Origin of the sequence: Phenylobacterium sp. (assembly GCF_030681155.1) — a bacterium.
Taxonomy (GTDB): domain Bacteria; phylum Pseudomonadota; class Alphaproteobacteria; order Caulobacterales; family Caulobacteraceae; genus Phenylobacterium.
Window position 1 is genome coordinate 13992 of sequence record NZ_JAUXXE010000017.1, and the last position, 17292, is coordinate 31283.

The following is a 17292-nucleotide window of genomic DNA, read 5'->3' on the forward strand; positions in this document are numbered from 1 at the left end:
CCCTCCCGCCGAAGCAAGAGGGTCCGCGGCAAGGTAAGAGGTGATCGACTAGGCGAGGCTAAGGATGTTCCGACGACGCGCGGCGCGCACCGCCGAGCCGGCCGCGCCAAAGCCGATGATCATCATCGCCCAGGTCGCCGGCTCCGGCACCGCCGAACCTTCGAAACGCACTTCCGACAGACCCACCGGCGAATAGCCGTAGGTGGCCGGGTCGCTCTGGTGGTTGCCGGTCAGGTTCAGGCGCACGAACCGCGCCGCCCCGCTCAGGCCGAAGCTCTCACCGGCCAGAAGCTTGCCGGTCCCGCGCGAGAAGTTGTCGGCCAGGATGTCGGTATAGGTCACGCCGTCGGTCGAGATCGCCAGGGTAAAGGCGTTGGCCGCGCGGTCCAGGGTCGAGGCGTATTCCTCGACGCCGAAGTTATAGTTCCACACCTTCAGGCCATCGAGCTTGTAGAGCCCGCCCAGATCGAAGGTCAGGGTCGCGGCGTCCACGCCCAGGTCGGTCATCCACATGTTGGTGAACCCGGCGTCGTGCAGGTCGCCGACCATGCCGCTGCCGTTGATCAGGTTCTCGGCCTTGTACTGGTTGTAGTGGGTGAAGGTGCTCGAGGCCTCGACGCCGACCGGGGCGATCGTGGCCGCGGCGGCCGGGCTGGCCAGAGCGATGGCGGCGGCGGCGAGCGCCGAGGAGATCAAGGCCTTGGTCATCATGCTTTCCCATTGGTTAAGACGTGGGCGAGACATGACCCAGACCCGTGGCGGGCCGATTACGCTTTCATGATGGTTTAAACAGCCGAGCGAGCACCTGCGCGGGCGTCAGGCCGCGTTCTTCAGGGCCGCCACCTCACGATAGGCCAGTAGGGCGAACACCCCATACATGCCGCACATCGACACCCCGTAGGCCGCCGCCGCGCCGGTGGCGCCGTAGGCGGGAGCGAGGGCCACAAGCAAGACCAGTTGGCACGCCGCCGCGCCTCCGACCACTGCATAGGTGGTTTGATTGCGCTTCTGGAATTTCAGATAGGTCGGGGCCAGCGAGAACAGCACCGTGAACGCGGTGGTCACGGCCAGTATACGCAGCGCGACCGCTCCCTCCTGTGCGAACTCGGGCCGAAACAACCCCAGCACCCGGCCAGGAAACCCGAACGTCGCAAGCAGGAAAACGGCGACGAGCGGGCCCAGCCAAAGCAGTCGCTGCCGACGCAGCACCATCAGCGTCCGGAAATCGCGTCGGTCGAGCAGCACCGACAGTTCCCGGCCATAGGCCCGGTTCGTCGATGTCGCCAGCACCGCGGCCATGCCTACAGTGCCCGTCGCGGCCGCATATGCGCCCACCGCCACCGGCGAGGAGTGCAACAATTCCAGCGCGATCACCCCGGCCTGTCCGACCAGGGCCAATGACACCCGGTAGACGAAGAACGGGCGCGTCTCCGATCGCCACACCGCCAGCTCCGTGACCGGATCGGCGGCCAGCATCACGCGCGGCGCCGAACGTCGGAACGCCGTCGCCATCACCGCTAGCGCAGCCACCCACGCCAGACCCCAGCAGCCGATCACCAGGGCGCCGCTCACCTCCGCCATCCCCGCGAACAGAGCGCCGGCCAGGGCCAGGGCGAGCGCCGGGACGAGCAGCTTGAACGTCCCCAACGCCAGCATCGGCCGGCCCATCGCGCTCAGGACCTCCACCCCATAGTGCGCCAAGGCTCCGGCCGGCAGCGACAGGCAAGTGACCAGGATGGCCATCCGCGTCTCGTCGGAATGCGCGCCGCCCCAACCGATCCAGACGCCCACCGATGCGCCGATCACCAGCGAGGTCAGGATGGTGCGGCGCAGTCCAAACGTCAGCAGCCCGCGCGCCCGGCCCCAGTCCCTGCGCTCCAGCATCGCCGGCAGCCGGCGCAGCGCGTACTTCTCGGCCCCGCGCGGAGCGAAGGTGGCCAGGAGAATGAAAACCGCCGACGCGACGACATAGGCCTCGAAGCCGTCGACGCCGAGGCGCCGCGCCACAAGCACCGACAGAACATAGGCGACCGCCTGCCCCGCGATCGCGACGCCGACCAGCGAGGTCGCCTGCCAGCGGTCCATCAGCCGCGACCGCGCCCCTTGAAGCCTTCTAGGGAAAACACCTGATATGCGCCCTTTATTGGGATCGGTAGCGTCATCGCCAATATCCCACCTACGGGCATTGGAAATTTGACGCAATCGGGAGCCATGCTTTGAGTATTAGCCGTAGAGACGCTGTCAAATATTCTGGCTTTGCAGTCGCCGGTGCGATGGCCGCCGCCAAGTTCTCGCCCGCAGCCATGGCCGCCACCCCAGACTTCGACATCAACAAGGCATTCGCGACATTCATGCGCGACCTGGGCGGCGCTCCGACTGACGGCGGCGGCGCCGTCACCTTCACCGGCAGCGACCCCATCGTCCGCAGCCGCTTTCGCATCGGGACCTGCATGGCGATCCCCGCCATGGCCGCCGGGGTCGGCGCCGCAGCGATCTGGAAACAGCGCACCGGACAGGGCCAGGACACCCGCGTCGATCTGCGGGAGTCGGTCTACAACACCATGCCGGCCACCGGCCTGATCCTGCAGCACAAGCATGCCCTGGGCATGTTCGACGCCGAGGATCCGCTGCCCTCGAGCTTCACCTTCGCCCCGACCGTCAACGGCCTGTTGCCCCAGGCGCCGCTGCTATTCGGCAACCCACTTTCGTTCGCCAGCTTCCAGACCAAGGACGGTCGCTGGGTCACCCCAACCGGACTTTATCCACAGCACCTCAACGGCTTCCTGAACATCGTCAAGGCCAGCCCCAACACGGAATCGATCACCGCCGCGATCAAGACCTGGAACGCCGACGAACTCGACGAGGTCGTCGCCAAGGGCGGCATGGTGATGGGCGTCCATCGGACGGCGGCCGAGTGGGCCCGTCACCCGGAAGGCATGCACCTGGCACGGCGCCCCGTGATCGACATCGTCAAGATCGCCGACTCCGCCCCCATCCCCTTCGGACCAAACCCGACCCAGCCGCTATCGGGGGTCAAGGTTCTGTCCCTCACCCACGTCATCGCCGGCACCACCGCGGCCCGGACCCTGGCCGAGTATGGCGCCGATGTCCTGCACGTCGCCCGCGACCAGTCCTTCGAACACGAGATTATCGTGATGGACGTCAATGTCGGCATGCGGTCCTCGTTCATCGATCTGCGCAATCCGGCCCAGAAGCGAAACTTCGAAACCCAGCTGCTGCCGAAGGCCGACGTCTTCATCGAAGGCTTCCGCGGCCGGTCGATGGAGCGCCTGGGCTTTGGCCCCGAGGAAGTCGCCAAACGGCGTCCCGGCGTCATCTACTGTTCCGTTCGCTGTTACAGCTGGGATGGCCCCTGGAAGGACCGCGCCGGCTTCGACATGGAGGCCCTGACGGTGTCCGGCTTCACCCTCGCCGAGGGCGGCGGACGTCCGCGCTTCCCGCCGACGATGGTGCTGAACGACTATATCGCCGGCTATCTGGGCGCGGCCGGCATCCTGGCGGCGCTGCGGCGGCGAGCGAGCGAAGGCGGCAGCTATCACGTGCGCATCAGCCTGACCCGCGCAGCTATGTGGTTCGCCAGCCTGGGCCAGTTTCCCACCACCGACTTTGACGCCACGCTCCCCGATCACCGGATGATCGACCCGGAAACCATCAAGGGCCAGACTCCCTACGGCGAGGTCCACAGGCTCGCGCCCCAGGTCAAGCTCTCCAAGACGCCGGGGCGTTGGCGCACCCCGCTGGTCACCGTTCGCGGCTCTGACCGCCCGACTTGGGAGGCCTGACACCGTGCGTAGATTCGTGTTCCGCCCGCGTAGCGCCGGGCCTTTGATCGCCCTCGCCGCTCTGCTTGTTCCCACCCTGGCCGCCGCCGAGGAAGCCGTCGCACAGACGGCCCAGGCCGACACACTGTCCTTCCAGTTGGCCTCTGCCGCCCAGGATACGGCCGCCCCGTCCGAGGCGCCGTCCGAGGGCCTGGACATGCTCGAGCTCTATCCAAACCTTCTCGACACCACCCTCTCGGTCGAGGGGGACCTGGCTGAATCCGACGCGCCGCACAGGTCGTTCCTGCGGGGCCAGACCCTGCTCGGCCCGTGGTTCGCCTGGAAGCAGCAGCTGACCCAGAACACCGGCCTGAGCATCGGCGGCTCGTGGGGCCTGCTCTATCAGAACTACTCGGTCAGCAGGATCGGCGAGCGCGACGCGGTCGGCAGCAAGTTCACCTTCAACCTCTCCTATGTCCTCGCCAATCGCGGCCAGGCCAATGCGCTCACCTTCGACATGGCGGTGGAGGACCGGCGCCCCTTCGGCACCGATCTGGCCCCGCTGCAGGCCGGGGTCGGCGCCGGATCCGGCGTGCCAACCGCCGCCACCTGGGGCGACTTCAGCCTCGGTGTCACCCAGGCCTATGTCCGCCAGAACCTGGCGAACAACCGCTACCAGTACGCGGTCGGCAAGGTGTTCGCGCCCAACTTCGTCAACCCCTATCCGTTCTTCGACGACAACCGGCAGTTCCTCAGCCTGGCCTTCTCGACCAGCCCGACCATCGCCGTCCCGCTGCGCGGCTTCGGCTTCGTCGGGGCGGCCTATCCGACTGACGGCAACCTCTATCTGAAGGGCGGGATGTTCACCGCCAACAGCAGCGACACCGGCTGGACCGTCGACGACTTCTTCAACAAGGACGAGCACTTCTACTTCTTCGAGGCGGGCTTTAGCGGGTTCGCGGGCATGGGCGTGCCGATCCACGGGCGCGGGCCGATGGACCGCAACAACTTCCACATCACCAGCTGGTACCGCGACGCGATGAGCGACGGCAGTCCGCGCGCCTATGGCTTCGCCTTCAACGCCAACTTCATGGCGGGCGAGAACACCATGTGGTTCGTGCGCGGCGGCTGGTCCGATGGCTGGCTCGCCGATCAGGCCCTCAGCGTCGGCGTCGGCTGGCGGCCGGGCCGGGAGTCCTCCGACCTGCTCGGTCTTGGCCTTGGCTGGGTTCACCCCTCCAACGACAACTTCGACAGCCAATACACCGGCGAACTCTTCTACCGGTTCCACGTCACCCAGAACCTAGCCTTCACCCCGAACCTCCAGCTGGTGATCAATCCCACCCTGAACCCGAACAAGGACGCCATGGCGGTCCTCAGCTTCCGGGGCCGCGTGACGTTCTAGCCCGCCGGATAAATCTCTCTGGAATTGACTCGTGGCTTCGACACTCGTATTTAACTGATACGTTAAATAACTCATCGGCTAATTAACCGACTGGATATCCGACAGAAGGACAGGCCCCGATGCAAACGCCCGCGATCGTCTCGCCGCAGGACTGGGAAGCCGCCCGCCTGCAGCTCCTGGTGAACGAAAAGGCCCACACCCGGGCCCGCGACGCCCTCGCCGCCGAGCGCCGGCGGATGCCCTGGATGGCGGTGGACAAGGCCTACAGCTTTGAAGGGCCAGCCGGCCCCATCAGCCTCCTGGACATGTTCGAAGGCCGTCACCAGCTCATCGTCTACCGCGCCTTCTTCGAACCGGGCGTCCACGGCTGGCCCGATCACGCCTGTCGCGGCTGCTCGTTTGGCGCCGACCAGGTCAGCCATCTGGCCCACCTCAACGCCCGCGACGTGACCTTGGCCTATGTCTCGCGGGCGCCGCAGTCCGACATCGCGCGCCTGAAGTCCAAGATGGGCTGGGACATGCCCTGGCACACCATCACCGACAGCTTCGACGCCGACTTCGGCGTGGACGAATGGCACGGACACAACGTGTTCTTCCGGCGCGGCGACCAGATCTTCCGCACCTACTTCATCAACAACCGTGGGGATGAGGCGATCGGCACCACCTGGAGCTATCTCGACCTCTCGCCGCTCGGCCGCCAGGAGACTTGGGAGGCCTCGCCCCCCGGCTATCCGCAGACCCCGCCCTACCAGTGGTGGAACTGGCACGACGGCTACGTCACGGACGCCCCGGCCGATCCCGTGTGGGTCGCTGTCTCGGAGGCCGGTGAAGCCGCATTCCGGGCCGCCAGCGCCGCCGCCCAGCCATGAGCCGGACATCTCCGCCCGAGGCGGCCGCCGGCTATCTGGCCCTGGCGGCCTCGCCGACCTTCGCGGTCATGGCGCTGGCCACCGCTCTCCTTGGCGGCCCGGCGGGCGCGTTTTGCGGGACCGGCCCGAAGGGTTGGCCGCCGGGCGGAATGGCCGTGATGTACCTGCTAATGAGCGCGTTCCACCTCTCGCCATGGCTACGGCGGCGAACGCGATGAACGATCCAGGAGTTGAATGAATGCAGGCCGCGACCGACCACCTGAGCGCGACGCTCTCGGCCTTGGCCGACCCCACGCGCCGGGCGATCCTGGCTCGGCTGGCCGATGGAGCCGCGACGGTCAACGAACTGGCCGAGCCGTTCGACATCAGCCTGCCGGCCGTGTCGCGCCACCTGAAGGTGCTGGCGTCGGCCGGCCTGATCTCCCGCGGCCGCGAGGCCCAGTGGCGGCCCTGCCAGTTGGAGGCTGGTCCGCTGAAGGACCTGGACGGCTGGCTCGCCCAGTACCGCCGCTTCTGGGAGGGCAGCTTTGACAAGATGGACGCCTATCTGGCGTCGCTCACGAAAGGGAACCCCGATGGCCCCAAGAACTGACGCCGAGGCGATCTCGACCCGGCCCGCGGTAGATCCCGGCATGCCGCTCCGCGACGACGAGCTGCTGATCGTCCGCGCCTTCGCCGCGCCGATCCCGCTGGTGTTCCGGATGTGGGAGGACGCGGTCCACCGGGCGCACTGGTGGGCGCCGAGGGGCTGCCGCTGCAGCCACTTCAGCCACGACTTCCGCGAGGGCGGCGCATGGCGGGCCTGCTTCCTGTTCGAGAAGTCCAACGAGGAGAACTGGCAGGGCGGCGTCTACCAGGAGATCGACCGCGATCGCCGGATCGTCTTCACCTTCACCTGGGACAACGGGCCGGCCGCTGGCGTCGAAATGCGGGTGACCATCACCTTCGCCGAAGCCCACGGCCAGACCATCCAGACCTTCCACCAGTCCCCGTTCACCGACGTCGAGCGTCGCGACAGCCACATAACCGGCTGGAGCGGGCTGCTGGATCGCCAACAGGCCTATATCGAGGGCAAAATCGAAGGAGATCTCTCATGATCACCCTCTACGCATTCAAATGGGTCCCGGATTTCGCCCAGGGCCTGGTCCGTGACCTGCGGGTCCGCTGGGCGCTGGAGGAAGCGGGCCTTCCCTACACCACCAAGCTGCTCGGACCGGAAGACCAGAACACGCCGGAATACCGCGACCTCCAGCCGTGGGGCCAGGTGCCGGTCATGGAAGACGACGGTCTGGCGCTGTTCGAAAGCGCCGCCATCGTTCAGTACATCGCCGACAAGTCGCAGGCGCTGTCGCCGCCCGATCCCGCCGGCCGGGCCAAGGTGGCGCAGTGGTTGTTCGCGGCCATGAACTCCGTCGAGCCGCACGTCGCCAACCTGGCCACCATCGACCTCTTCTGCGCCGATCAAGACTGGGCCAAGGCGCGTCGGCCCGACCAGGAGGCCTTCACCCGGCAGACGCTGGCGGCGCTGTCCAAACGCCTGGACGGCCGCGCGTGGCTGGAGGACCGGTTCACCGCCGCCGACCTGCTGATGGTGACCGTGCTCAGAATCCTGCGCCACACCGACATCGTCACCGCCGATCCTGTGCTCGGCCCCTACCTCGCGCGCGGCGAGAAAAGGCCTGCGTTCCAGAGGGCGCTGGCCGCGCAACTGGCGACATTCAGGGAAAACACGCCAGCGGCGGCCTGACCCGGCGGCGGCGCGATCGCCCGCCATATATCCCCTCTTCCCCTACGCTCGGACTGGCCCCACAGTCGGTGCAACGAAAAGAGACTCCGGGGAAACGCCAATGGCCACGATCGACGCCGCCGCACCGCCTGCGGGGCCCAAGCCGCTGTTCTCGGAGAGTTACAAACAGTCGGTGCTCTGGCTGCTCGTGCTGGCCTACACCTTCAACTTCATCGACCGCACAATCATCTCGACCATCGGTCAGGCCATCAAGGTCGACCTGAAGCTGACCGACACCCAGCTCGGCCTGCTCGGCGGCTTGGCCTTCGCCCTGCTCTACACCACGCTCGGCATCCCGATCGCGCGGCTGGCCGAGCGCCGCAGCCGCATCAACATCATCACCATCGCCATCGTGATCTGGTCGCTATTCACCGCGCTCTGCGGGATGGCGACCAACTTCTTCCAGCTCATGCTGTTCCGTGTCGGCGTCGGGGTCGGCGAGGCGGGCCTGTCGCCGCCCGCCCACAGCCTGATCTCCGACTATTTCGAGCCACAGAAGCGCGCCTCGGCCCTGTCAATCTATTCGTTCGGCATTCCGCTGGGCACCATGTTCGGCGCCGTGGCCGGCGGCTGGATCGCACAGAACCTCGACTGGCGCATGGCCTTCATGCTGGTCGGCCTGCCAGGCATTATCGTCGCCATCCTGCTCAAGGTGTTCGTCAAGGAGCCCCCGCGCGGCTACTCCGACCGCCTGGTCGCCGATCAGGTCGCCGACGTCCCCCGCCTGGAAGGTGACGAGACCGCGCCCCCCGTCCACGCCAAGCCGCCGTCGATCATGGCGGTGGCCAAGCGGATCTTCGGCAAGTGGGGCTTCTTCCACATGGTCGCCGGCATCACCATGGCCTCGTTCGCGGGCTACGGCACCGGCCAGTATTCGGCCCCCTACTTCATCCGCATGTTCGGCCTAGACCTGGCCACGGTCGGCCTGATCTTCGGTGTGGTCGGCGGGATCGCCGCCGGCATCGGCACTCTGATGGGCGGGTTCCTGACCGACTGGGCGGCCAAGAAGTCGGGCCGCTGGTACGCCCTGGTTCCGGCCATCGGCCTGCTGATCGCCTGCCCGCTCTACATCCTCGTCTACACCCGCGACGACTGGAAGCTGGCCGCCGGCCTGCTGCTGATCCCCGGCATTTTCCACTACACCTATCTCGGCCCGACCTTCGGCGTGATCCAGAACGCGGTCAGCTTGCGCATGCGCGCCACCGCCACAGCCCTGCTGTTCTTCGTCCTCAACCTGATCGCGCTCGGCTTTGGCCCTCCCTTCTGCGGCTGGGTCATCGACACGCTCAGCCAGGCGCAGTTCGCGGCCAATGACCTGGGTCCGTTCTTCGAGATGTGCCCCGGCGGGGTCGGCAAGGAAGGCGCCGGCGCGGCCATTGACGCAGCCTGCAAGGCCGCCGTCGCCCAGGGCACCCGCGAGGGCATCGTCTGGAACCTGCTGATCTACGCCTGGGCCGGCGTCCACTACCTGCTCGCCGCCATCACTCTGCCCAAGGACATGGCCGAGGCCCTGCGCCTGACCGAAGCCGAGGCGACCGCTGCGGCCTGAAGGCCGGAAGGATCATGACCGAGCACCGGATCTACAAGACCAGCTTCGCCAGCGTCTATCCGCTCTACGTAGCCAAGGCCGAAAGGAAGAGACGAACGAAGGCTGAGGTCGACCAGATCATCGCCTGGCTGACCGGCTTCAGCCAGGCGCAGCTCGACGACCAGCTTGCCCGGAAGACGGACTTCCAGACCTTCTTCGACCAGGCCCCCGACCAGAACCCGGCGCGCGCCGACATCAAGGGCGTCGTCTGCGGCGTCCGCGTCGAGAATATCGCCGAGCCGCTGATGCAAGAGATCCGCTACCTCGACAAGCTCATCGACGAGCTCGCCAAGGGCAAGGCCATGGAGAAGATCCTGCGGCGCTGACGACGTCCGCGTGGCTCAGCAGAGGCCGGCCCCCGCCCCAGGGTCAGCCCTGATTGCCGCGCGCCAGCGGCGGACGACGACGGGCGCCAGGGAGCGCCCGGCCCAACCTCGTCGCGAGCGCGACATGGCAAAGCCGAACATCCTTTTCATCATGGGCGACGACATCGGCTGGTTTAACGTCAGCGTCTACAACCTCGGCATCATGGGCTACCGCACGCCCAACATCGACCGCATCGCCCATGAGGGCGCACTGTTCACCGACTGGTACGTCCAGCGGAGCTGCACTGCGGTCTGACCTGTGGAGTTCCTGAACCGGCCACCTGGTCGATGATCATCGGCTTCGGCGCGGCCGGTTCGATGGCCCGGCCGCGCGTTGGTGGAACTCCGCGCTCGCGGCCAAAATGGCCACCGCACCCCTCGACAAACCGCCCGCTCATCCGAGCGGGCTGGTTTCGTTTCCGCCGTCCGGTGACGAGCAGGCGCCTCCATCGCTCAATCGCCTTAAGCGGGAACCAGGTGGACCGCTAGTTGCAAGCAGAACTAGGTGAGTGGAACTGTTCCGATTCGGGACAGCGGCAGGGGCTATAAGCAGCCTCCGCCATTGGGGGAATTATGTTGAAAATGAAGTTTCTGGCGGGAGTTGCACTCGCGCTCGGCCTGAGCAGCAACGCTAGCGCGGCCATTACGGTCTTCACCGATCAAGCCAGTTTCCTGGCGGCCATCTCCGCTCCCGCAACCGATACGTTCCAGGGTCTATCGATTGTCGGCGTCACCGACTCGCCGATCACGCGCTCCGCGGGGGCCTATGGCTATCGCGCCGCCGTCAGTACGACGTCCTTCTTCGGCGCCGGCACATCTGCCAACCCATGGCTGTCGACCAACACCGCGACCGACACGATCGCCTTCAGCAACTTCACGGGCGGCGTGTACGGCCTGGGTGGGAACTTCTTTGGGTCGGACCTTGGCGGCGCGTTCGCTTCAGGGGGCGTGATCCTCACCGCCACCGACGCTGATGGTAGTATTTCCCAGTCGATCCTGAACGCCACGACTTCCAGCTTCTTGGGCTTTGTGTCCACCAGCGGGCTGACGGGCGTAACCCTGGCCGCTGTCCAGCCAGGCGGCAACTCCGTCTTGTGGCCGACGGCCGACAATCTCACGCTGGGCGGGCAGGCTGTCTCCGCCGTTCCCGAACCTGCGACCTGGGCGATGATGATCATCGGCTTCGGCGCCGTGGGTTCGATGGTCCGCACCTCGCGCCGTCGCAGCGCGGCGCTCGGGGCCTAGACGACCAATCGGCTATTTCGACATACAGCCCGCTCCTCCGAGCGGGCTGTTTTCGTTTCCAGGCCCCATCGCCTCGGAAATGACGCTGTAGGCGAGGCGTTGAATCGCCTTCGCAACGAAGGCGTGCGACGCCCCTAGCTCCGAATCTCGGCCTCGGCCTAGGTTCGGGGACCATGAGCCTCAGTCCACTGCCCCTCACCACCGTGATCGGCGCCTTTCTCCTGGCGTTTCCCGCGCTGTTCTCGATCGTCAATCCGGTCGGGGCGGCGATCACCTTCCATCAGGTCACCGAGGGGCGCGCGGACCGCCACCAGCTCGCCTGGCGCATCGCCCTCAACGCCCTGCTGATCCTGCTGGGATCACTGCTGCTGGGCAGCTACATCCTGAATTTCTTCGGGGTCAGCCTGGGCGCCCTGCGGGTCGCCGGCGGCCTCGTGGTGGCGATCCGAGCCTGGCAGCTGCTGATGCAGCCCGAGGTCAACGAGAACCGCAAGACTAACGCCGCGGCCCCCGCCGAACACGGCCAGGAGGATGTGGCCTTCTTCCCGCTGACCATGCCCTTCACCACCGGCCCCGGCGCGATCTCGGTCGCGATAGCCCTGGCCTCGCAACGCCCTTCCGACGGCAACGGCGTGGTGGAGTTCTTTGTCGGCGTCAGCATCGCCGCGATACTGGTCGCCCTCCTGGTCGGGATCTCCTACCGCTGGTCGGGCAAGGTGCTGGCCCTGCTCGGAGCTTCCGGGGCTCGCGTGATGTCACGGCTCGTGGCCTTCCTGCTGCTCTGCGTGGGCGTGCAGATCATCACCAGCGGGCTTGAAAGCCTGATCAGCTCCTACCTGAAAGCCATCGCCTGACGCCCCCGAACATTGCGATCAGCGGCCTACGGGGCTAAGCAGCGCCCCGAAGGAGCCCTCGCCATGATCCCCCGTTACGCACGCCCCGAAGCTTCCCAGATCTGGGATCCCCAGACCCGCTTCAAGATCATGTTCGAGATCGAGGCCCACGCCGCCGACAAGATGGCCGAGCTTGGCGTGATCCCGAAAGAGGCCGCCGCGACCATCTGGGCAAAGGGCGGCGACGCGGTGTTCGACGTCGAGCGCATCGACGCCATCGAGCGCGAAGTGAAGCACGACGTCATCGCCTTCCTGACGCACGTGACCGAGATCGTCGGCCCCGAGGCCCGCTTCCTGCACCAGGGCATGACGTCGTCGGACGTCAACGACACCGCGCTCGCGGTCCAGCTCTCACGCGCCACCGACCTGCTGATCGACGACGTCGACATGGTTCTGGCCGCCCTGAAGAAGCGCGCCTTCGAGCACAAGCTGACCCCGACCGTCGGCCGCAGCCACGGCATCCACGCCGAGCCCACCACATTTGGCCTGAAGCTCGCCGGCCACTACGCCGAGTTCGTGCGCGCCAAGGAACGCCTGGCCATGGCCAAGTTCGAGATCGCCACCTGCGCGATCTCCGGCGCGGTCGGCACCTTCGCCAACGTCGCCCCAGAGGTCGAAGCCTACGTCGCCGAGAAGATGGGCCTGGCCGTCGAGCCGGTCTCGACCCAGGTCATCCCGCGCGACCGCCACGCCGCCTACTTCGCGGCCCTCGGCGTCGTGGCCTCGTCCATCGAGCGCCTGGCCACCGAAATCCGCCACCTGCAGCGCACCGAGGTTCTTGAAGCTGAAGAGTTCTTCGATGTCGGCCAGAAGGGCTCGTCGGCCATGCCGCACAAGCGTAACCCGATCCTGACCGAGAACCTGACGGGCCTCGCCCGCCTGATCCGTTCGGCCGTCGTCCCGGCTATGGAAAACGTCACCCTCTGGCACGAGCGCGACATCAGCCACTCCAGCGTCGAGCGCGGCATCGCCCCCGACACCACCATCCACCTCGACTTCGCGCTGCGCCGCCTGGCCGGCGTCGTCGACCGCCTGCTGATCTATCCGGAAAACATGCTGAAGAACCTCGACCGCCTCGGCGGCCTGGTTCACTCCCAGCGCGTGCTGCTTGCCCTGACGCAAGCCGGCGTCGCCCGCGAAGTCGCCTATAGCGCGGTCCAGCGTAACGCCATGAAGGTCTGGCGCGGCGAGGGCACGTTCATGGAGTTCCTGCTGGCCGACCCGGAAGTCACCCTCACCGAGGCCGAGCTCTCCGAACTCTTCGACCTCGGCTACCACTTCAAAGCCGTAGACACCGTCTTCGCCCGGGTCTTCGGCCAAGAGGCGATGGCGAAAGCCGCGGAGTAACAAGCCTTCTCCTCTCCCCGCCGGGGAGAGGCCGGGTGAGGGGCGCGCCGCAAGGCGCAACACGGCCACGCCGAGACAACCAGCCCCCCAAAGACCCCTCACCTAACCTCTCCCCAGCGGGGAGAGGAACAAGGCCGCGCCAACCTGCCGCAGTCCCGACAAGGCCAAGGTGACGCAATTTCGCCCTCGGCGCGAAATACCCCAAAATCATCAATTAGTTCAGTATGATGATGGGGGAACGAATGTACGAACCAAGCGCCGAAGAGCAGTACATGCTCGAGCTGATGAACGCCGAGCGGGCCAAGGTCGGCGCCCAGCCCCTGGCCTTCGACTTCGACCTCAATGAAGCCGCCGAACTCCACAGCGAGTGGATGATCGGGGCGGACGTCTTTTCCCACACCGGCGCCGGTGGTTCGACGCCCACAGCCCGTGTCCAGAGCGCCGGCTACACGCTCAGCGGCTCCTGGGCGACCGGCGAGAACATCGCCTGGGCCAGCCTGCGCAACCCGGCCGGCCTGCAGGACGAGGTGCAGCTCCTCCACACCAACCTGATGAACTCGCCCGGCCACAAGGCCAATATCCTGAACGCCAATTTCCGCGAGGTCGGCGTTGGCTTCGAGACCGGCGAATACCAAGGATGGCAAGGCGCCTTCGCCACCCAGAGCTTCGCCAAATCCGGGTCCGCCGTCGCCCTCACCGGCGTGGCCTACACCGACAAGGACGCCGACCGCGCCTATGATCCGAGCGAGGGCTTGGCGGGCGTGAAGGTGACTGCGGTCGGCGCCGGCGGAGCGACCTACACCGTCACCACCTATGTCTCGGGCGGCTACGACCTGACCCTGCCGGCCGGCAGCTACAAGGTCAGCTTCTCCGGATCATCGGCCACCCACGACGTGACCATCGGCGGCCAGAACGTGAAGCTCGACTTCAGCAGCGCAGCGACCACTACGCCGACGCCCACCCCGACACCGGAGCCCATCGTCGGCGACAGCCGCGGGAACACCCTGCTCGGCACGATGGGGGCCGACACCATCCGCGGCCTGGACGGCTCGGACAAGATCCAGGGCCAGGCCGGCGCCGACGTGATCGAGGGCGGCGGCGGAAACGACACCCTGACCGGAGGCCAAGGCGCCGACACCCTGACGGGCGGCAGCGGCTATGACAGCTTCGTCTTCAACCACCCGACCGCAACGGGCGTGGATCGCATCACCGACTTCTCCAGCGCCTACGACACGATCCAGCTTGAGAACTCGGTCTTCACGGCCCTGACCAAGACCGGGTTCCTGGCCTCGTCCGCCTTCTGGAAAGGCGGCGCCGCCCACGACGCCACCGACCGGATCATCTACGATCCCGCGACCGGCGTGGTGTCCTACGACCCCGACGGAACCGGCGCGGCGGCGGCCCAACAGATCGTCAAGCTCTCCGCCAATCTGGCGCTGACCAACTCCGACTTCGTGGTGATCTGAGCCGGCGTTCCATGGTCACGCCTGGAACAACCGTGGCGATCCTCCGTTCCTTCCCCCCTGAACGGAGGATCCCATGACCACAACCCCAGCCGAACTCCAAACCAAGCTGTTCAAGTCCCTGAAGTCCGACATGACCCTGATGCTGGGGCTGTCCGGCGTCGATGAAGGCCACAGCCAGCCGATGACCGCCCAGTTCGATGGCGACGACCACCGCACCATCTGGTTCTTCACCGCCAAGGACACCGACCTGGCCCAGGCTCTGGGCGGCCGCCACGAAGCCATCGCCCACTTCTCGTCCAAGGGCCACGACCTGTTCGCCACCATCCACGGCGACCTCTCGGCCGACAACGACCCGGCCATGATCGACAAGCTCTGGAACAAGTGGGTCGCGGCCTGGTTCGAGGGCGGCAAGACCGACCCCAAGCTTCTGTTGCTGCGCTTCGACCTCGACCGCGCCCAGATCTGGTTGAACGAGAACAACCTGCTGGCCGGGGTGAAGATGCTGCTCGGCTCCGATCCGAAGAAGGACTACGCCGACAAGACCGCCGAGGTCCGCCTGAACTAGGCGCTATAGCCCTCTCCCCTAGGGGAGAGGGCGCTGCGGCGTTAACCATCTGCTACCGGTGAGGGTCTAGCTTCCCCTGAGTAAGAGGAGCTTCCGACGCCGATGACCGCCGCCGACGACATGTTCACGGCGGCGCTCGACGGGGCGGGGCCGGACCTCGCCAAATTCTTCACAGTCTCGCGCGACCTGCTCTGCATCCGCGACCGGGAGTTCCGCTTCGTCCGCGTGAACCAGGCCTGGGAGTTGGCTCTCGGCTACCGGGTCGAGGAACTGGAAGGCCAGAAGATGGCCCCCTTCATCCACCCCGACGACATGCCGGCCAGTCTTGAGCACATGCAGCGGCTGGAGATCGAGGACGAGGTCGTCGGCTTCATCAACCGCTACCGCCACCGTGACGGCTCCTATCGCCAGCTCGAATGGCGCGCCCGGCGCAGCGGCGATCACGTCTATGGCGTCGCCCGCGACGTCACCGAGCGGCTGGAACTGCAAGCCCAGATGGCCGCCGCCCACGCCGCCGCCGAGGCCGCCAACCGCGGCAAGAGCGATTTCCTGGCCAATATGAGCCACGAGATCCGCACCCCGCTCAACGGCGTGATCGGCATCGCCAGCGCCCTGGCGCGGACCGACCTGACCGCCGAACAGCGCGACATGCTGGGCATGATCCTCAGCTCCGGCTCGACCCTGGAGCGGCTGGTCTCCGACGTGCTGGACTTCTCGAAGATCGAGGCCGGCCGCCTGGAGATCGAGGCCCGCCCCTTCGACCTGCGCGCCGAGCTCGGCGACCTGCTGGAGGTGTTCCGCGGCCAGGCCCTGGCCAAGGGCCTGGACTTCCCCATCGCCTATGGCGACGCCGCCCAGGGCCAGTTCGTCGGCGACGCGGTGCGGCTGAAGCAGGTCGTCGGCAATCTGCTCTCCAACGCCGTGAAATTTACCGCCCAGGGCCAGGTCTCGATCTCCATCACCCTGGACGAGCCGCCCGCCGGCCCGGCCACCCTGCTGCTGGAAGTCCGCGACACCGGCGTCGGCTTCCCGCCCGACTTCGCCGCCGCCCTGTTCCAGCGGTTCCGCCAGGCCGGTTCGAGCCGCTTCGGCGGCGCCGGCCTTGGGCTCTCGATCACCCGCGCCCTGGTCGAGATGATGGGCGGCGAGATCGAGGCCGCCTCCACCCTGGGTCAGGGCAGCGCCTTCCGCGTCAGCCTGCCGCTCGCCCGCGCCCCGGCCCGTGAAGCCCATGCCCCCGCCGCGCCCGAGGCGCACCCGCCCCGCTCGCTCTCGACCCTGCGCGTGCTGCTGGCCGAGGATCACCCGATCAACCAGCGCGTGGTCGAGCTGATCCTGGCCCCCTACGAAGTCGCCCTGACCATCGTCGACGACGGCGCCCAGGCCCTGGCCGCCCACGCCGCCTCCCGCTTCGACCTGGTGCTGATGGACATGCAGATGCCGGTCATGGACGGCCTGGCCGCCACCCGCGCCATCCGCGAGCGTGAGCGTGAGACCGGCGCCCACATCCCCATCGTCATGCTCAGCGCCAACGCGATGACCCAGCACCGCCAGGACGCCGCCGACGCTGGCGCCGACCACCACCTGGCCAAGCCGATCACCGCCGCCGCCCTGATTCAGGCGCTGGACATCGCCCTGCCCCTCTAGGCCCCGCCCAGAACAGATAAAGAACATTGTCGTTGACAGGGGCCGCCAATCAGGCGCCTGCCATAGGCATGGCCAAAGAAACCGTCCACATCATCCAGGCTTACAAGCAAGGTCGCGGCAAGAGCCTCAAGGCCGAGCAGCAGGTCGGCTGCGCCAATCCGGAAGAAGCCCGCCGCAAGGCCGAGCGCCTGGCCCCGCACCGCGCCGCCGTCGTCGCCTTCACCGTCACCGCCGACACCGAAATGGGCGACTACGACGAGAACCCCACCATCATCTTCCGCTCAGGCCCCTTGCCGCATCCCTTCGCTGAGTAGCCGCGCCCCCTACTCCTCTC

General features: G+C 67.0%; 18 protein-coding genes and 3 pseudogenes. 18 read left to right on the forward strand and 3 right to left on the reverse strand.

Translation table 11 applies throughout. The annotated features are described in order from the left end of the window. Positions 1-48: 48 nt before the first annotated feature. The 3 genes and pseudogenes from Q8M13_RS20930 to Q8M13_RS03040 form a co-directional block, all read right to left on the reverse strand. Positions 49-162: pseudogene (locus Q8M13_RS20930) on the reverse strand (PEPxxWA-CTERM sorting domain-containing protein); the annotation flags it as partial. Positions 163-225: 63 nt separating this feature from the next. Further along, positions 226-744: pseudogene (locus Q8M13_RS03035) on the reverse strand (discoidin domain-containing protein); the annotation flags it as partial. Positions 745-816: 72 nt separating this feature from the next. After that, positions 817-2085 carry a lipopolysaccharide biosynthesis protein gene (locus Q8M13_RS03040; protein ID WP_305298141.1) on the reverse strand — a complete coding sequence of 423 codons (1269 nt, stop codon included), beginning with the start codon at positions 2083-2085 and terminating at the stop codon, positions 817-819. 188 nt (positions 2086-2273) lie between these two features. On the opposite strand from Q8M13_RS03040, the gene Q8M13_RS03045 reads away from it, so the two are divergent. The 18 genes and pseudogenes from Q8M13_RS03045 to Q8M13_RS03125 all read left to right on the forward strand — a co-directional run bounded on the left by Q8M13_RS03045 (position 2274) and on the right by Q8M13_RS03125 (position 17272). Continuing rightward, entirely contained in the window at positions 2274-3803 is a 1530-nt protein-coding gene (locus Q8M13_RS03045) for a CoA transferase (protein WP_305298142.1), read from the forward strand. 4 nt (positions 3804-3807) lie between these two features. Beyond that, complete coding sequence (locus tag Q8M13_RS03050; RefSeq protein WP_305298143.1) at positions 3808-5187, forward strand: carbohydrate porin; 1380 nt, start codon at positions 3808-3810, stop codon at positions 5185-5187. Positions 5188-5306: 119 nt separating this feature from the next. Further along, on the forward strand, positions 5307-6056 hold the full coding sequence (locus Q8M13_RS03055; RefSeq protein ID WP_305298144.1) for a DUF899 domain-containing protein: 750 nt from the start codon (positions 5307-5309) through the stop codon (positions 6054-6056). Further along, complete coding sequence (locus Q8M13_RS03060; protein WP_305298145.1) at positions 6053-6274, forward strand: hypothetical protein; 222 nt, start codon at positions 6053-6055, stop codon at positions 6272-6274. The genes Q8M13_RS03055 and Q8M13_RS03060 overlap by 4 nt, the downstream gene beginning before the upstream one ends. A 20-nt stretch (positions 6275-6294) precedes the next feature. Next, on the forward strand, positions 6295-6648 hold the full coding sequence (locus Q8M13_RS03065; protein ID WP_305298146.1) for a helix-turn-helix transcriptional regulator: 354 nt from the start codon (positions 6295-6297) through the stop codon (positions 6646-6648). Beyond that, the gene (locus Q8M13_RS03070; RefSeq protein ID WP_305298147.1) at positions 6632-7153 is read left to right on the forward strand and encodes an SRPBCC domain-containing protein; all 522 of its coding nucleotides are present in this window, start codon (positions 6632-6634) and stop codon (positions 7151-7153) included. Before Q8M13_RS03065 ends, Q8M13_RS03070 begins: the two co-directional genes overlap by 17 nt. After that, a complete protein-coding gene (locus Q8M13_RS03075; RefSeq protein ID WP_305298148.1) occupies positions 7150-7803 on the forward strand; it encodes a glutathione S-transferase family protein in 654 nt (217 codons plus the stop codon). Before Q8M13_RS03070 ends, Q8M13_RS03075 begins: the two co-directional genes overlap by 4 nt. 100 nt (positions 7804-7903) lie before the next feature. Then, entirely contained in the window at positions 7904-9391 is a 1488-nt protein-coding gene (locus Q8M13_RS03080) for an MFS transporter (RefSeq protein ID WP_305298149.1), read from the forward strand. A gap of 14 nt (positions 9392-9405) precedes the next feature. Beyond that, positions 9406-9756, forward strand: a complete 351-nt coding sequence (locus Q8M13_RS03085) for a DUF2200 domain-containing protein (RefSeq protein WP_305298150.1) — start codon at positions 9406-9408, stop codon at positions 9754-9756. A gap of 124 nt (positions 9757-9880) precedes the next feature. Continuing rightward, on the forward strand, positions 9881-10051 hold the full coding sequence (locus tag Q8M13_RS03090) for a sulfatase-like hydrolase/transferase (protein ID WP_305298151.1): 171 nt from the start codon (positions 9881-9883) through the stop codon (positions 10049-10051). Next, positions 10048-10284, forward strand: coding sequence for a PEP-CTERM sorting domain-containing protein (locus Q8M13_RS20935; RefSeq protein ID WP_370869931.1), 237 nt, complete (start codon positions 10048-10050; stop codon positions 10282-10284). The genes Q8M13_RS03090 and Q8M13_RS20935 overlap by 4 nt, the downstream gene beginning before the upstream one ends. A gap of 645 nt (positions 10285-10929) precedes the next feature. Beyond that, positions 10930-11040 (forward strand): annotated as a pseudogene (locus Q8M13_RS20940) (PEPxxWA-CTERM sorting domain-containing protein); the annotation flags it as partial. Positions 11041-11213: 173 nt separating this feature from the next. Continuing rightward, on the forward strand, positions 11214-11894 hold the full coding sequence (locus tag Q8M13_RS03100; protein ID WP_305298153.1) for a MarC family protein: 681 nt from the start codon (positions 11214-11216) through the stop codon (positions 11892-11894). Between the two features lie 63 nt (positions 11895-11957). Continuing rightward, on the forward strand, positions 11958-13280 hold the full coding sequence (purB, locus tag Q8M13_RS03105) for an adenylosuccinate lyase (RefSeq protein WP_305298154.1): 1323 nt from the start codon (positions 11958-11960) through the stop codon (positions 13278-13280). A gap of 242 nt (positions 13281-13522) precedes the next feature. Further along, on the forward strand, positions 13523-14746 hold the full coding sequence (locus Q8M13_RS03110; RefSeq protein WP_305298155.1) for a CAP domain-containing protein: 1224 nt from the start codon (positions 13523-13525) through the stop codon (positions 14744-14746). Between the two features lie 73 nt (positions 14747-14819). After that, entirely contained in the window at positions 14820-15311 is a 492-nt protein-coding gene (locus Q8M13_RS03115; RefSeq protein WP_305298156.1) for a pyridoxamine 5'-phosphate oxidase family protein, read from the forward strand. A gap of 102 nt (positions 15312-15413) precedes the next feature. Continuing rightward, positions 15414-16958, forward strand: a complete 1545-nt coding sequence (locus tag Q8M13_RS03120; protein WP_305298157.1) for an ATP-binding protein — start codon at positions 15414-15416, stop codon at positions 16956-16958. A gap of 68 nt (positions 16959-17026) precedes the next feature. Further along, positions 17027-17272 (forward strand): hypothetical protein, encoded by a 246-nt coding sequence (locus Q8M13_RS03125; RefSeq protein WP_305298158.1) that lies wholly within the window; start codon positions 17027-17029, stop codon positions 17270-17272. The last annotated feature ends 20 nt before the right edge of the window (positions 17273-17292 follow it).

What these genes read in the sequence shown, in the direction of transcription:
- Q8M13_RS03060 (WP_305298145.1), top strand. Translation starts at nt 6,053, where the DNA reads ATGAGCCGGACATCTCCGCCCGAGGCGGCCGCCGGCTATCTGGCCCTG.
- purB (WP_305298154.1), top strand. Translation starts at nt 11,958, where the DNA reads ATGATCCCCCGTTACGCACGCCCCGAAGCTTCCCAGATCTGGGATCCC.
- Q8M13_RS03065 (WP_305298146.1), top strand. Translation starts at nt 6,295, where the DNA reads ATGCAGGCCGCGACCGACCACCTGAGCGCGACGCTCTCGGCCTTGGCC.
- Q8M13_RS03110 (WP_305298155.1), top strand. Translation starts at nt 13,523, where the DNA reads ATGTACGAACCAAGCGCCGAAGAGCAGTACATGCTCGAGCTGATGAAC.
- Q8M13_RS03070 (WP_305298147.1), top strand. Translation starts at nt 6,632, where the DNA reads ATGGCCCCAAGAACTGACGCCGAGGCGATCTCGACCCGGCCCGCGGTA.
- Q8M13_RS03120 (WP_305298157.1), top strand. Translation starts at nt 15,414, where the DNA reads ATGACCGCCGCCGACGACATGTTCACGGCGGCGCTCGACGGGGCGGGG.
- Q8M13_RS03125 (WP_305298158.1), top strand. Translation starts at nt 17,027, where the DNA reads ATGGCCAAAGAAACCGTCCACATCATCCAGGCTTACAAGCAAGGTCGC.
- Q8M13_RS03075 (WP_305298148.1), top strand. Translation starts at nt 7,150, where the DNA reads ATGATCACCCTCTACGCATTCAAATGGGTCCCGGATTTCGCCCAGGGC.
- Q8M13_RS03115 (WP_305298156.1), top strand. Translation starts at nt 14,820, where the DNA reads ATGACCACAACCCCAGCCGAACTCCAAACCAAGCTGTTCAAGTCCCTG.
- Q8M13_RS03100 (WP_305298153.1), top strand. Translation starts at nt 11,214, where the DNA reads ATGAGCCTCAGTCCACTGCCCCTCACCACCGTGATCGGCGCCTTTCTC.
- Q8M13_RS03085 (WP_305298150.1), top strand. Translation starts at nt 9,406, where the DNA reads ATGACCGAGCACCGGATCTACAAGACCAGCTTCGCCAGCGTCTATCCG.
- Q8M13_RS03090 (WP_305298151.1), top strand. Translation starts at nt 9,881, where the DNA reads ATGGCAAAGCCGAACATCCTTTTCATCATGGGCGACGACATCGGCTGG.
- Q8M13_RS03040 (WP_305298141.1), bottom strand. Translation starts at nt 2,085, where the DNA reads ATGGACCGCTGGCAGGCGACCTCGCTGGTCGGCGTCGCGATCGCGGGG.
- Q8M13_RS03055 (WP_305298144.1), top strand. Translation starts at nt 5,307, where the DNA reads ATGCAAACGCCCGCGATCGTCTCGCCGCAGGACTGGGAAGCCGCCCGC.
- Q8M13_RS03045 (WP_305298142.1), top strand. Translation starts at nt 2,274, where the DNA reads ATGGCCGCCGCCAAGTTCTCGCCCGCAGCCATGGCCGCCACCCCAGAC.
- Q8M13_RS03080 (WP_305298149.1), top strand. Translation starts at nt 7,904, where the DNA reads ATGGCCACGATCGACGCCGCCGCACCGCCTGCGGGGCCCAAGCCGCTG.